The 13,520-nt window shown below is 59.4% G+C and carries 13 protein-coding genes, 1 other RNA gene and 1 pseudogene; 10 read left to right on the forward strand and 5 right to left on the reverse strand.

Going from position 1 to position 13,520, the window contains the following annotated elements:
- Nucleotides 1–7 precede the first annotated feature (7 nt).
- A complete protein-coding gene (locus WM40_RS00050; RefSeq protein WP_046151835.1) occupies nt 8–1,843 on the reverse strand; it encodes an autotransporter assembly complex protein TamA in 1,836 nt (611 codons plus the stop codon).
- 347 nt (nt 1,844–2,190) lie between these two features.
- Here WM40_RS00050 and WM40_RS00055 point away from each other — a divergent pair, with 347 nt between their 5' ends.
- The 4 genes from WM40_RS00055 (at nt 2,191) to panD (ending at nt 4,769) form a co-directional block, all read left to right on the forward strand.
- A complete protein-coding gene (locus WM40_RS00055) occupies nt 2,191–2,376 on the forward strand; it encodes a DUF3460 family protein (protein ID WP_024902711.1) in 186 nt (61 codons plus the stop codon).
- 1 nt (nt 2,377) lies between these two features.
- Nucleotides 2,378–3,307, forward strand: a complete 930-nt coding sequence (locus WM40_RS00060; RefSeq protein ID WP_082102339.1) for a segregation and condensation protein A — start codon at nt 2,378–2,380, stop codon at nt 3,305–3,307.
- Between the two features lie 217 nt (nt 3,308–3,524).
- Nucleotides 3,525–4,373 carry a pantoate--beta-alanine ligase gene (gene panC / locus WM40_RS00065; RefSeq protein ID WP_024902709.1) on the forward strand — a complete coding sequence of 283 codons (849 nt, stop codon included), beginning with the start codon at nt 3,525–3,527 and terminating at the stop codon, nt 4,371–4,373.
- A 6-nt stretch (nt 4,374–4,379) separates the two neighbouring features.
- The gene (gene panD, locus WM40_RS00070; RefSeq protein ID WP_024902708.1) at nt 4,380–4,769 is read left to right on the forward strand and encodes an aspartate 1-decarboxylase; all 390 of its coding nucleotides are present in this window, start codon (nt 4,380–4,382) and stop codon (nt 4,767–4,769) included.
- Between the two features lie 93 nt (nt 4,770–4,862).
- Here the strand turns inward: panD and WM40_RS00075 are convergent, their stop codons facing one another.
- A complete protein-coding gene (locus tag WM40_RS00075; protein ID WP_024902707.1) occupies nt 4,863–5,495 on the reverse strand; it encodes a ParA family protein in 633 nt (210 codons plus the stop codon).
- Nucleotides 5,496–5,812: 317 nt separating this feature from the next.
- Between WM40_RS00075 and WM40_RS00080 the strand changes: the two genes are divergently transcribed.
- The 4 genes from WM40_RS00080 (at nt 5,813) to WM40_RS00090 (ending at nt 8,105) form a co-directional block, all read left to right on the forward strand.
- Entirely contained in the window at nt 5,813–6,202 is a 390-nt protein-coding gene (locus WM40_RS00080) for a hypothetical protein (protein WP_024902706.1), read from the forward strand.
- Nucleotides 6,192–6,506, forward strand: a complete 315-nt coding sequence (locus tag WM40_RS00085; RefSeq protein WP_046151836.1) for a cell division protein ZapA — start codon at nt 6,192–6,194, stop codon at nt 6,504–6,506. Before WM40_RS00080 ends, WM40_RS00085 begins: the two co-directional genes overlap by 11 nt.
- Nucleotides 6,507–6,918: 412 nt before the next feature.
- Nucleotides 6,919–7,102, forward strand: a non-coding RNA gene (gene ssrS, locus WM40_RS28440) — 6S RNA.
- Between the two features lie 256 nt (nt 7,103–7,358).
- Nucleotides 7,359–8,105, forward strand: a complete 747-nt coding sequence (locus WM40_RS00090) for an SIMPL domain-containing protein (RefSeq protein WP_046151954.1) — start codon at nt 7,359–7,361, stop codon at nt 8,103–8,105.
- Nucleotides 8,106–8,204: 99 nt separating this feature from the next.
- Here WM40_RS00090 and lgt read toward each other — a convergent pair whose 3' ends face one another.
- Nucleotides 8,205–9,104 carry a prolipoprotein diacylglyceryl transferase gene (lgt, locus tag WM40_RS00095; RefSeq protein ID WP_024902703.1) on the reverse strand — a complete coding sequence of 300 codons (900 nt, stop codon included), beginning with the start codon at nt 9,102–9,104 and terminating at the stop codon, nt 8,205–8,207.
- Between the two features lie 471 nt (nt 9,105–9,575).
- On the opposite strand from lgt, the gene WM40_RS00105 reads away from it, so the two are divergent.
- Nucleotides 9,576–10,997 (forward strand): asparaginase, encoded by a 1,422-nt coding sequence (locus WM40_RS00105; RefSeq protein WP_236693324.1) that lies wholly within the window; start codon nt 9,576–9,578, stop codon nt 10,995–10,997.
- A gap of 154 nt (nt 10,998–11,151) precedes the next feature.
- On the opposite strand, the gene WM40_RS00110 is transcribed toward WM40_RS00105, so the two are convergent.
- Complete coding sequence (locus WM40_RS00110) at nt 11,152–11,343, reverse strand: hypothetical protein (RefSeq protein ID WP_024902701.1); 192 nt, start codon at nt 11,341–11,343, stop codon at nt 11,152–11,154.
- Nucleotides 11,343–11,894, reverse strand: coding sequence for an MFS transporter (locus tag WM40_RS00115; RefSeq protein ID WP_046151838.1), 552 nt, complete (start codon nt 11,892–11,894; stop codon nt 11,343–11,345). The genes WM40_RS00110 and WM40_RS00115 overlap by 1 nt, the downstream gene beginning before the upstream one ends.
- 71 nt (nt 11,895–11,965) lie before the next feature.
- Between WM40_RS00115 and WM40_RS00125 the strand changes: the two are divergent.
- Nucleotides 11,966–13,136 (forward strand): annotated as a pseudogene (locus WM40_RS00125) (IS3 family transposase).
- Nucleotides 13,137–13,520 lie beyond the last annotated feature (384 nt).

The raw sequence follows: 13,520 nt of genomic DNA on the forward strand, positions 1-13,520 counted from the left end.
TGCGCCCTCAGAACGCGACGCCAAGCGTCAGGTAAGGCCGGATGCTCCGGTTTTGTATGCCGTATCCCACGTCGACGTTCAGCGGTCCGACGGGGCTGCGCCAGCGTGCGCCTATGCCAACCCCCTGGTAAAAACGCCGCTCGTCCCAGGTATCGCTTGCCGTGCCGACATCGTAAAACACGGCCGCGCCCCAATCGTGCGAGAACCAATGTTGATACTCGACGCCGCCGGTGATCAGGTATTTCGTCGGCAGCACACTCCCTGCCACATCGTTACCGATGCTGTCGTATCCATAACCCCGTACCGAGGTGGCGCCACCGGTGCGAAACAGCAGCGTTGCCGGAATCCGATAGGAAGGCGCATTGGAAAATACCCCGCCCAACTCCGCCCGAAACAGCAACAGATCACGCCTTCCGAGTGGGACATACTGGCGCCCATGCGCGTACAGGCGCAGGAACGTGGCGTCGGACAGCGCCCCCTTGACCGCGAAACCCGCCTCGGCGCCGATCAGGTTACCGCTTCGCGGGAACATTGGATCATCGACGTTGCGCCGCGCCCAGGCCCACGCGGGCAACAGCGCCCGACTGACCGTGGGCGGACCGGAATTCTGCTCCAACCGATCCTGGTAGTAGAGCAACGAATAGGAATAGTCATAAAACTGCAGCGACCGGGTCCGCTGGAAACCCGTGCGCAAGCTGTAGATCACCGTCCCTTCCGTATCAGTACGGGTATAGGACGCAAGCGCGCTGTTGGTGTACCCCTTACTGTCCGGCGGCATCGACAATTGAACCGAGCCGTATTGGCTCTTTTGCTCCAGGCGCCCCGTGATCGTGAACACATACGCCCGGTTGAAGACGTTGTTATAGGAATAGGCGCCCTCCACGCGCGCCCCCCGGTCCGTTGTATAACCAACGCCGGCACGCACGCTATGGAACTGGTATTCATTCAGACTGACCGACACCGGCGCCGCGGCCGCTTGCGCCGGATCTGCGGCGACATCCACGGCCACGCTGGCGTAATACGGCGTGTTCTGAATCTGACGCTGTAGCGTCTGGATGCGCGTGGCATCGTAGATTTCACCTTCGTGCAGCGGATTCACGTGGTCGACGATGAATTCCGGATAGCGTTTGACGCCGTTCACCTTGATCGGGCCAAGATGGAAGGTCGGCCCGCTGCCGTACTCCACGTTCAACACCGCCGTATGAGTCCGCGGATCGATCTTCGCTTCGGAATGCACGATGCGTGCGCCGAGGTACCGCTTGGCCTGCAGCACCGTCAACGAAGCCTTTTTGGCATCGTCCCACGACGATTGGGAAAACGGATCGCCCGGTTTCAGGGGCCATGCCACCCGGGCGGCCAACGCACGATCAGGCGCCTCCGTCTGCACCGCTCCAGTGAATGACAGGTTTACCTCGGATACGGTGGTCTGCGGTCCCGGCGCCACGCGCAAGGTGACCGACGACTTGCCGTCGTCGGTGCGCAAGTCCGTCGAGATGACCGGCGTGAAGTAACCCCGCGTCTGCACCAGCTCACGAGCCTGCTGCGGCGCGGCGGTGACCAGGAAACGCAGTTGCTCGGCGTCAATGTCCTTGCGCTTTGAAAATCGCGATAAGTTGAGATTTTGTTTCAGCAGTTTTTTCAACGAATGCGGGGCAACGATGTCAACGTCGTAGTTTGCCCAGGCAGCCGGAGCGTAAGCGAAACAGAGGGCCAGCAACCTGATATGGACTCCCCTCACGCCCGACCGCGGCCCCGCGTCAGACGCGCGACCGCTCGGCCTGATCCGTCGCCAGACGCACGCTGCCCAGCCAGACGGCGCCAGGCGCACGGGCAATGGCCACATGGCCGCGGTGATCCACTGTCGTCGCCCCCCCAAACACACCCTCCGTTGCTGCATTGCTGCGTCATTGCCACGCCCCGACAACGGCAGCGCATCTCACTCGCGATTATTTGACCACAAACCGGACACCACTGTCGCCCTTCACGACGTGTCCAACCAGCATATTCGGAGCGGCCGACAGCGGCAACCGGCCGGGCAATCAATGCACAGCGCGCATTTCCCGCCAGCGTAAGGCGATAATGCCCGCGCTTAGGCTAAAATACGGTCATACTCGGGTGTCACGAAAGCCCCGGCGTTTTGCCGCCCCGGGCCGCCGCGCCCGCCACTCAGGCCTGCATCCTGTATCGACCATGTACAAGTCCGAAGTCACAGAATTCCTCAACGAATTGAAGGCAACCCATCCCGAACTCGACAAGGAGCAGCAAACCGGCCGCGCCTTGTTGTGGGACAAGAAGCCGATCGATCTGGCGCAACGCGCCGCTGATACACATGCGCGCGTGAAGCAGACGCCGTACGTGTACTACCAGAACATCTGACATGACGGCATCGATCCCACCGGACCTGGTGTCCGGTGGACCGGTCGCGCCCGGCAGCAGCAGCCGACCATCGCAGGATAGGGATGCCGCGGCAGCGGGTCCGCTGGCGGTAGCGCCTGGCGCGACCGACTCCACTCCCGACGTGATCGACGGCGTGGCCTTCGCGCGCCTGTACGGCGAGCCGTTGTTCAAACTGCCTCAGGATCTGTACATCCCGCCGCAAGCCCTCGAAGTGTTTTTGGAAAGCTTCGAAGGACCGCTGGATCTATTGTTGTACCTGATTCGCAAGCAGAACCTGAACGTGCTCGACATTCCGATGGCCGACGTGACGCGGCAATACCTCGGATATGTTGATGAAATCCGCAAACATAACCTCGAATTGGCGTCGGACTATCTGCTGATGGCCGCCATGTTGATCGAGATCAAATCGCGCATGCTGCTTCCGGTGAAGAAGGCCGACAGCAATGAAGAAGTAGCCGATCCCAGAGCGGAATTGGTACGCCGCCTGCTGGAATACGAGCAAATGAAGCTGGCGGCGCACCAGCTGGATCAATTGCCACAGCACGGACGTGACTTCCGTCAGGCGCAGGTCTATGTCGAGGAAAGCCTGGTCACGCGCTGGCCGGACGTCGATGCCGACGACCTCGCAGCCGCATTTCGTGATCTGTTCCGGCGTGCACGCCTGGTCGCTCACCACAAGATCACACGGGAAGCCCTATCGGTTCGCGAGCATATGAGTTTGATGCTGCGCAAGCTGCAAGATCGCCAGTTCATGGAATTTACCGAGCTGTTCGATATTCAGGAAGGCGTGCCGGTGGTGGTGGTCAATTTCATCGCCATGTTGGAATTGACTCGGGAATCGTTGTTACAAGTGACACAAGCCGCACCGTACGCCCCGATTTACGTACGCTTGGCCTACGCGCCGAGCTAATCGCCCCCCTTCGAAACCCGTCTCTGATACCGGCGCGAGTCGGTGGTGCGCCTGATCGCCTGTCTAGTTTGGCTGAATGCACTACAATCGCGCGATACGTCAAACCGGCGTTTCCGTGTTTTGGTGTGTTGTACCACACTGACAAGGCTGAAAAGACACCATTGACCGCGATGTCGCCGCAGGCATCGCGCCGGACGCTAGGAGACCGTGCCGCACCATGAAAGTCATTAGTTCGATTCACGAATTGCGCGACCATTTGCGCGGACAGACGCGCATTGCCTTCGTGCCGACGATGGGCAATCTGCATGAAGGTCATCTGACGCTAATGCGTCAGGCACGCCAGCATGGGGACCCCGTGGTCGCCAGTATTTTCGTGAACCGGCTGCAATTTGGCCCGAACGAGGATTTCGACCGCTATCCGCGAACGTTGCAGGAAGACATCGAGAAGCTGCAAAGCGAGAACGTCTACGTGTTGTTTGCCCCCACCGAGTCGGACCTGTATCCAGAGCCGCAGGAATATCGCGTGCATCCGCCGTCGGATCTCGGCGGCATTCTCGAAGGCGAGTTCCGTCCGGGCTTCTTTGCCGGCGTCTGCACGGTCGTGATGAAGCTGTTCAGTTGCGTCAATCCCCGTGTGGCGGTGTTCGGCAAGAAGGATTACCAGCAACTGATGATCGTACGCAAGCTCGCACAGCAGTTCGCGCTGCCCACCGATATCATCGCGGCGGAGACGGTACGCGACATCGACGGTCTGGCGCTGTCGTCACGTAACCGCTTCCTGAGCGCGGCGGACCGCGCCGAGGCACCGCGCCTGTACGCGTTGCTCTCCGAAATACGCGCCAGCGTGCGGGCGGGCGAGCAAGACCTGGGGGCGCTCGAGGCAAAGGCACGCACGGCGTTGCAAGGCACCGGTTGGCAGCCGGACTACATCGCCATCCGACGCCGTGCGGACTTGAGGGCCCCGCAGACCGATGACATTGCACATGCGGCAACGGCCGAATCCCTGGTGGTGCTCGCGGCCGCGAAATTGGGCGGCACCCGTTTAATCGACAATCTGGAAATCTGAACCAACATGTTTCGTACAATGTTGAAGTCGAAGATCCACCGTGCCACCGTCACGCAGTGCGAGCTGCATTACGAAGGGTCGTGCGCGATCGATGAAGACTTGCTGGAAGCATCCAATATCGCCGAAAACGAGCAGATCGACATCTGGAACATCAATAATGGCGAACGTTTCACGACGTATGCCATCCGTGGCGAACGCGGTAGCGGCATGATCTCGCTGAATGGATCGGCGGCGCGGCGCGCGGAAATTGGCGACCTGGTGATCATCGCCGCGTTTGCCATGATCCATGAGAAAGACGTCCAAGCCGGCGTCACACCGCATCTGGTGTTTGTCGACGCGGACAACAAGATCAAGGAGACGCGCGGTCACGTGCCGCTCCAATCGGCGCCCGGTTGATCAACGGTGATCTGCCGGCCGTCTTTGGATCGACATCGCGTTTTTGCACCAATCACGGGCCTTCCCCGATCCATCGAGGCATTTTGGGCGTGATCAGGCGCTTTTAGCGCGTACCCAGTCGATGATCGACGTCCACTGCGCAACGTCCTTCTCGACGCGGCTGGGCGCGACGTCCCAAATAGACCGGCCATGTGCCGCGATCTGCACGTAATTCTGCGTGTCGCGCAAATCTCCCAGCACCGTGATGCCCAGGCCCTTTACAAAGCGATGCAACTCGTCGGCGGCCTTTGTGCGCTGGTCCACGCGCATGCCGACGATGCCGATCTGCGTGTGACGCCGTTTCAGCGTCTTATCCTCCGCCAGCGTCTGCAGAAAAGCCTGCGTCGCGAAGATATCGAAAATCGACGCCTGGAGCGGCACGATCAATTTGTCGGCAATGCTTGCCACCTGATGCAGAACTGGGCCGCTTAGACCCGCGGGCGTATCGAGTACCGCAAATTCGATGCCTTTCGGAGGGCGGGCCGGCGCGTCGACATCCAGCTCCCACCGTTCGATGGCAGGCAGCATGGGAGAGCGTATGTCGAGCCAGCCGTGAGACGAGCGTTGCGGATCTATATCCCCCAAGGCCGTCCACTCGCCGTTTGCCGCAAAATGGCCCGCCAAATTTGTTGCCAACGTACTTTTGCCTGCTCCGCCCTTAGGATTCACGACCGCAATGACCGACATGACGTCTCCCGTAGTCCGAACGAAACCCTATTATCGTTGAAGTGGACAGTCGTGTGCATGGTCGTCCCGTGCAATCGAGGGTAATGGCTAATGGGCGTGTCCCGTCGCCTGCCTGGAGCAGAAAACGTGAGAGGGACGCCGATCCCCTGGTTCGCCCCAGAAACGGCGGCTCCCCACCCGTGAGTGAGGGGAAACAGGACGCCTCGGATACCCCCGGTGCCCCATCCGACAGAACAATTCGAAACAACCTGCAACCGTGTTTCGGTATGGTCCGTGTTCCGGGTTAAAATGCCCGGAATTCTGAGGACCCGCTCACCATGTTGAACGAACTCGATTCACTATCCGAGAAAATTACGCGACTTCTGCGTCTGGTCGATTCCAATCGCCAGACGCTAGGAGACCGTGAGACACAGTTAAACCGCATGCGCGTCGAACGCGATGAGGCCCTGACCGCCAATCATGCGTTGCGCGCCGAGCGCGACGCCCTGCGACAGGAACGGGACACGTTGCTCGCCAAGATCGAGGATGCGCAGGTCAAATTAAACGCCATCCTCGAAAAGCTGCCGCCCCCCCGAGACCGGAACGCGGCGCAGCAGGATGGTGCCGACGCGCGAGCGGACGGCAACACGCACCATCACGACGCGGCAGGCGCCGAGGTAATGGCCGAACAAGAGCCGCATGTGGAGGGAGAATCCTATGGCCGCTAAGCAGATCGAAGTCAAGATCCTGGGGCAAAGCTACCGGCTTGCCTGTTCACCTGAAACGGAGCCCATCTTGCGTGCCGCCGTTGCACGGGTCGACTCGGAAATGCACAAAGTGCGTGAAAACAGCGCCATCCGCGGCACGGACCGATTGGCCGTGATGGCCGCTCTAAGCATCGCGTCCGAGCTGATGAATCTGCAAGAAAGCGTGCGACACGGCGAAGCGTTTCCCGCGGAGCAGATCCGTGCGGCGTTGGAACGGATGAACGCCGACATCGATAACGCCGTGTCCCGCGCGGCAATGCAATAACGTAACGGCGGCCTGCACCCGGACATCGAAAATATATTCGCGATCGGCCCTTGCGGCATCGCCGATCAGCGCCTATCTTCATACGAGATGCGGGACATTGACAGGCAAGCACGGCACGTTGCGCTGCCGATGTATGCCTGCAACGGATCGGCACAATGGCCTGAAGTCAGGGGCTCAGCATGCATCGAACGTTCGCTTATGGCACAATGAATTTGTCGATCCATACTGTGGTCGCGATAAATTTACGTACTTTGGACGCTAAAAGTGTGTTCTGTGACGATGTAGCATCGGTTTGAAGAAATCGTCGATATAGGCTGCACGGAGGTTGACAAACGACGATGAAAAGCGGTTAATGAATGAAACGCAGAGGAACAGCAACAGTGCTCATCTGCGTGGCAACACAGATTTTACGGTTTCCCTGCCTGGTTCGCGATGGTCATAAATTCCTTGAACCAATGCTTACTCAGCACAGGTCGCGGGACATTGAAATGCGGGCGTGAGCGTCACTCTGTCTGACGAACCCGAAGCGTTTCTTACTGCGGCCGATCTTGAACTCCGGTTCAGGATGCCGGCCAAGCGGCTAAGGCGGGGATCTTATTGGCGATATCGATCGATTATCGATATCGCGCTCTGGTGGCGGCATGAGCGTTGGCTCATGCCGCTTTTATTTTTAGCAATTAATACGTAGTCCTTACTTTTTCGCGTAAAACCCGAAGGTCGATTTGCACGAGGCGGTTTATCATGGACCATCCATACAGGAGACGACAATCCATGATCGCATCGCGTTCCCCCATCAGACCACAGGCGCCGGCAGCCACGTCGGCTGCACTGTCCGTTCCTGTCTACAAGGCGATGGATACCGTCAGCGCGTCCCGCATCGCCACGGCGCTGTGTGCAATGGCTGGTATCGGCGCGATAAGTATCGCACTGCTCGCGGCGCCGCGGATTGCACATGCTCAGTCCACCCTGCAATCGCCACCGTCGGGGGTACTACAGCTTGACGCCTCGGCCAGTGACGACGTGCCCGCCGATGAAATCCGCATCACTTTGTTCTCGGAACGACAGGGCAATGACTCCGCCACCGTTGCACGGCAGTTGAATCAGCAAACGCAGGCAGCGCTTGACACGTCAAGGTCGCAGTCATCCGTCAAGGTCAGCACCGGCTCGTTTTCCATTTCCCCATCGACTGATCGTGACGGCAAAATTGTCGCCTGGCGGGGACGAAGCGAATTGATATTGGAATCCCAAGACTTTGCCGCGGCATCAAAGCTCGCGGGTGATCTCGGTGACCAGATGCAGGTTGCAGATGTGTCGTTCTCTTTGTCGCGCACCAAGCGGCAGCAAGCCGAATCCCGACTGACGGACGTCGCCATCGCTGCATTCCGGCAAAAGGCCGAGGCGGCCGCTAAGGCCTTCGGCTATCACGGGTTCTCGATCCGCGAGGTGCAACTGGGGCATAGTGGCAACATCCGCCAACCGCGTATCGCCATGATGTCGATGGCGGCAGCGCCGATGGCAAAGATGAGTGCGGTACCGGTGGAGGCAGGGACGACCACGGTGACAGTGGACGTCAACGGGAGTGTTCAGATGGTGCCCTGAGCGCTGCGCGGTGAAACGCCAGGCCCTTGACCAGCAGCGCCCATTCCACAATGGTCACGTCAGCCGATGCGGTGGAGCATCGCGCTCCCCGCTGCCCGCTTAAACGGACTGACCCGCAGGAAGGGGCTTATTTCGTTTGAAAGCCCAGATGATCATGCCGATACCGAACAAGATCATCGGGATGGACAACCACTGCCCCATGGACAGACCAAGTGCCAGCAATCCGAGGAAATCATCCGGTTGGCGCGTGAACTCGACCAGGCACCGTGCAATGCCATAACCGACGATGAACACGCCAGTCACCGCGCCCATGGGGCGCGGCTTGCGTGAGAACAGCCACATGACGGCAAACAGGATAAAGCCTTCCAGCGCCATTTCGTACAATTCGGAGGGATGACGCGGCAGCAAGCCGTGGATCGGATAGACCGCGTTCAGCCCTTTCGCTGCCGCCTCGGCCGCGTGGGTCATCATCCATTGACGATCTTCCCCCGCTGCCTGCGGGAACATCATGCCCCATGGCAAGGACGGGCTTGTCACCCGCCCCCATAGCTCACCGTTGATGAAATTGCCGAAACGCCCCGCCGCAATGCCAAGTGGCACGGCCGGCGCCAAATAATCGGTCACTTGCAGCAGCGGGCGCTTCCGGCTCCGGCTGAACAACCACATGGCCAGGGCAACGCCAAGGAACCCACCGTGGAATGACATGCCGCCCTCCCACACCCGAAAAATCGCGGCGGGGTTCGCGAAATAATAATCAGCCTTGTAGAACAAGATATAGCCGATCCGGCCGCCGAGGATCACTCCCAACACTGCATAGAACAGCAGATCGTCGATGTCGCGCTTATCCCATCCCTGGGACGCTATTTGCGGCTGCTTCAGACGAAGCCGCAACACGACCACGCCGAGGACGAACGCCAGCAAGTACATCAGGCCATACCAGCGGATTGCCAACGGCCCGAGCTGGATCGCGATTGGATTGAAATCAGGATGAAGCAGCATAGCAGCCTTCGTCAGGGTAAGAATCGTGTCCGGGGTGGCATCGATGAGATGGATGGCTCGGCAAGCGCCGCCTTATTGCTGACGTTCAGCCGACAACACCTTGCAATTGTCCGCTTTTGACGCAATTTCGACGGAATCACATCCCGGGCACCCGATAATAGCCCGTTATGATGTCATAAAACCCTCATCCAGGGCGGTCGAACGCATGCGGCACGTTCCCCGTCGGCGATCCGGCGGGGTATCCGCGACCGGGAACACGCGAAAGGACATCGCGCTATCCAAGCGCGACAGACAAGACATGCAGACGCCAGGGCCGAGGGGCAATGAGCGGTCGATATCGATCGCGCGTAAATGCTCGTCCAATGGATGCGCGAAAAATTGCACTGGACTATGGGTTGACCAGTGATTACTCTGGCGCGCTGCAGCCGTTCATTCGTAACGCCGCAGCGCTGGCGCTGGCTTAAAGGCGGCATGGCCCGGGGTACGACGTGGCAATATGATCGCGATTCGGCCCTCCGTGTCGATCGCGGCAACCGGGCGGTCGGCATTTGGGTAATACGGGGCCATCTGCATCCCAACGCTGTCGACGCATTCATCGAACGCGCCATCACCATGCCTGACGAGGATGCGGGCTTGCAAGGCGGGCAATCGGAACCACTTATGTCATCAAAGAAGAAGAAAGCCAAGAAAGCGAAGGATCGAAAGCACGACGTCAAGGCCCCGTCCACACGCAGTGGCAAGAAGAAGGTGACCGGTGACGCCGTATCGACGGTGCTGGCGTCAAATGCGCCGACCCGGATCGCCATGCCGGCGCAGCCTTCCGTTCCGCGCCGGACTTCGCGCGCCACAGCGTCCAAGAAGCCAGCGACCTACCCCGCCGACATGCCACCGGCCATAGAAAGCGACAGTGCGTTGGCATCATCACCGTCGCGTCGTGCCGCCGTGCTGGTGCTCGCGACCGGTGGGACCATCGCCAGCAGCGCCGCATCGGCCACCGAAACCGCCAGCTACACGGTTGGCGTGGGCATCGACACGCTGCTGGAAACCATTCCGGAGCTGGCAGACGTGGCGAACGTCAGCTATGAGCAATTCGCCAATGTGTCCAGCAAGGACCTCGGCGATGCGCAGTTGACGCAGCTCGTGCAACGGATTGATGGCGCATTGGCCGATCCGGAGCTGGACGGCGTGGTCATCACGCATGGCACGGACACGCTAGAGGAGACGGCCTTCTTGCTTGCATTGACGGTGCGATCACCAAAACCGGTGGTATTGGTGGGCGCCATGCGTCCTGCTACAGCGGTCAGCGCCGACGGACCAATGAACCTGCTGCAGGGCGTATCATTGGCTGCCAGTCCTCACGCCGCAGGACGAGGACCGATGATCGTGCTGGCCGACCGCATTGGCTCGGCGTTCTATACGACCAAGCGGCACGCGAACCAGACCGACGCCTTCGATGGTGGCGAGGCGGGGTATCTCGGCTACTTTATCGGCCTGCGCCCTCACTTCTTCTTTGAAGCGGCGCGGCCGGCCGGTCTGGTGACCTTTAACCTCGACGCATTGCCGCCACTGCCGCGCGTCGACATTCTCTATGGCCATCAAGGCATGAGCACCGATCTTATCGATGCGGCTGTCCAAGGCGGCGCGGCTGGCTTGGTGATTGCCTGCGTGGGGAACGGCTCGCTGCCAAACACCTGGAAGCCGCGCGTAGCGGCATTGATCGATGCCGGCGTGCCGGTGGTACGCACCACACGAACCGGCGGCGGACATGTAACGCCGCATGCGGAAGGGCTACCCGCCGGACGGTTGAACCCGCAAAAAGCGCGGGTATTGCTGCGGTTGCTGCTAGCGGCCGATGTGCCTACGCAGCAGATCGCGGCAGCGCTGCTGGGGTGATGGGGTAGCAAAAGTGCCGCTTTGCATCGGCAGCGCAACCTCGTACAGCGACTTGAAGACGGTACTGGACCGCTGTGCTGCCCGCCTTTTGACGCCATCAAAACCTTGATCGGGCTTTCACAGAAGTCTCAGGCAGTGCCGTGGCTGAACATGCCTACTCTTGCGAAGCAACGACGTTTTTCGCCAGTTGAAAAACGTCCTCTAGCATCAACAGTTCGAGTGCGCCCTTCTCGATTACCACCGGCTGCGATTTGTCTTGCGCGAGGCGAACAAAGTGATCCCAAAAAGAAGCGGGAACCGTCGGAGCGTTGTTTACGGTGATGGGTGCGGCGGTCGAGGCAGTCACTAATCGTTACCTCCTTCAGTCCCCGGGAAAGCATCAGGGTAAAAGTCCTTGTAGACGTTCTTTATCTGCTCATCACGCATGCCCAGAACCTGCACCAGCACCGCGCTGAACATGCACGGGACAACGGCCAGGATAATGAGCAGGCCCAGGACCGCCATGGCGTAGCTCACGCCTAACACCCCTGAAAACGCGCCAACAACCAAGGTCCCAAACGGAATGACCATCCCGGAGATGAAAGACGTCGCCGAACCAATCCGGTTTCTGTAATGGTCTGGTGTGGCCAGCATCCGCACGGTGGACGTATTGACTGTGACCATGACCAGACCGATACCGCCGATGAACAGCAGCAGTACCGTCACGCTGGCGAACCACCGCGGCTCGGTGTGGAAGAAATCGCTAAAGATGCCGCAGGCAGACATGGTGAACCCCACCAGCAGGAATCCTCCGAACACCACGTTTGGTCGGCCCCGGCGATGGTTGGCGCACTTGACCAGTGACAGGCTACCCACCAGTAATCCCACTGCAAACGCCGCTTCAGTAACAGCAATCAACCATAAGTCTGACCTTGCCTCGAAACGACGTACAGCAGAAACGTTAGATAATCTGTTGAACGGAGGTCGAGATGGGCGAAAAGACTGTACCGAATCGTCGCTACACGGAGGAGTTCCGAACGCAAGCGGTAAGGCTGGCAAATTCTGTCGGGCATAACGAGGCGGCGCGTCGCCTTGGGGTACCGGTTGCGACGATCGGCAACTGGGCGCGTCAGCAGCAGCGTGCAGGGGCTGCGTCAGGGACTAGCATACCAACGCTGGCGAGTCGCGCCAAGCCAGGTGTATCGGAACTGGAAGCCGAGATCAGTCGGCTTGGCAAAGAGTTGGCGAGCGCGAAACTCGATGTGGAGATCCTCTCAAAAGCGACGGCATGCTTCGCGAAGGGGTCGCGGTGAAGTATGCATGGATCGACGCTAACCGCGACCAATACGATGTCAGCCGGCTATGTCGGGTGTTGAGCGTCTCGCGCAGCGGATACTGCCAATGGCGTGTGCGAGCGCCTAGTAAAAGCGCACGGCGACGTGCCGCGCTGGATGCGAAAATAGCGGCGCTACACGCGAGAAGTCGCGTCACCTACGGTCGCCCCAGGCTGGTGAAAGAGCTGGCCGCAAGCGGCATAAAAACGAGTGCTGAGCGAGTGCGTAGAAGCCTTGTGCGTCAGGGGCGAAGGCCCGTGTACAAGAGAGCATGGAAAGTAACGACGGACTCGGCCCACCGGCTGCCCGTGGCACCTAATGTACTGGCACGCCGATTTGATGGTTGGGATATGAATCAGGCTTGGGCAACGGACATAACGTACCTGCCCACAAGCGAGGGCTGGTTATATCTGGCCGCTGTATTGGACTTGGGAAGTCGGAGGATAGTCGGCTGGTCGATGTCCGAGCATATCGACGCCGAGCTTGTTTGCAATGCGCTGCGTGCGGCATACTGGCAGCGTCGTCCCGGTGCGGGGCTGATTCTGCATTCCGATAGCGGGAGCCACTACGCAAGCTGGCGTTATCGGGAGTTAGCGCAACGATGTCGATGAGTCGGCGAGCAAACGCGTGGGACAATGCGGCGATGGAAAGCTTCTTCAAGACGTTAAAAGTGGAGCAAACGTCGCGACATCGATACGAAACACGGGGGCAAGCAAAGCTGGATGTAGTGGATTGGATTGAAGGCTTCTACAATCGTCAACGCATCCATTCGTCGATTGAATATTGCAGGCCGTGCGATTACGAGGCTATGCAAAAGGCAGCGTGAGTTGCTGTACGTGGAAACGAGGCATGGTCATATTCGTTGCTGGAAATTGCGTGGTCGGTTGGTTCGATAATAGCGAGCACGTGGCTTGCGGCCCGCCAGTCACGTTCTTCGACGTCAGTTTTTGTTGACCTCACGGTTCTTTTTGCAATGGCTGTATTGTTAGCTTTGGTTCCAGTTACAACAATGTTGGTGCTTTTGGCAGCGATACATTGGCTGTTAGGTATCGCCTTTTCCATCGTGCGAATGAGAGGAGAAGCGCGATTTCTAATACTCGCGCCTCAGGCATCACTTGGCCATTCGCGCGGCACCGCGAATATGCTGACGCAAGGCGCGGCTCTTTTCGCGTTTTCGCTTCCGATAAGTTTAGGACAGCAGAGCTTGCCA

It is taken from the genome of Robbsia andropogonis, from assembly GCF_000970345.1.
Taxonomy (GTDB): Bacteria; Pseudomonadota; Gammaproteobacteria; order Burkholderiales; family Burkholderiaceae; genus Robbsia; species Robbsia andropogonis.

What these genes read in the sequence shown, in the direction of transcription:
- WM40_RS00055 (WP_024902711.1), top strand. Translation starts at nt 2,191, where the DNA reads ATGTACAAGTCCGAAGTCACAGAATTCCTCAACGAATTGAAGGCAACC.
- WM40_RS00090 (WP_046151954.1), top strand. Translation starts at nt 7,359, where the DNA reads ATGGATACCGTCAGCGCGTCCCGCATCGCCACGGCGCTGTGTGCAATG.
- WM40_RS00105 (WP_236693324.1), top strand. Translation starts at nt 9,576, where the DNA reads ATGGCCCGGGGTACGACGTGGCAATATGATCGCGATTCGGCCCTCCGT.
- WM40_RS00080 (WP_024902706.1), top strand. Translation starts at nt 5,813, where the DNA reads ATGTTGAACGAACTCGATTCACTATCCGAGAAAATTACGCGACTTCTG.
- WM40_RS00060 (WP_082102339.1), top strand. Translation starts at nt 2,378, where the DNA reads ATGACGGCATCGATCCCACCGGACCTGGTGTCCGGTGGACCGGTCGCG.
- WM40_RS00085 (WP_046151836.1), top strand. Translation starts at nt 6,192, where the DNA reads ATGGCCGCTAAGCAGATCGAAGTCAAGATCCTGGGGCAAAGCTACCGG.
- panC (WP_024902709.1), top strand. Translation starts at nt 3,525, where the DNA reads ATGAAAGTCATTAGTTCGATTCACGAATTGCGCGACCATTTGCGCGGA.
- panD (WP_024902708.1), top strand. Translation starts at nt 4,380, where the DNA reads ATGTTTCGTACAATGTTGAAGTCGAAGATCCACCGTGCCACCGTCACG.
- WM40_RS00075 (WP_024902707.1), bottom strand. Translation starts at nt 5,495, where the DNA reads ATGTCGGTCATTGCGGTCGTGAATCCTAAGGGCGGAGCAGGCAAAAGT.
- lgt (WP_024902703.1), bottom strand. Translation starts at nt 9,104, where the DNA reads ATGCTGCTTCATCCTGATTTCAATCCAATCGCGATCCAGCTCGGGCCG.
- WM40_RS00050 (WP_046151835.1), bottom strand. Translation starts at nt 1,843, where the DNA reads ATGTGGCCATTGCCCGTGCGCCTGGCGCCGTCTGGCTGGGCAGCGTGC.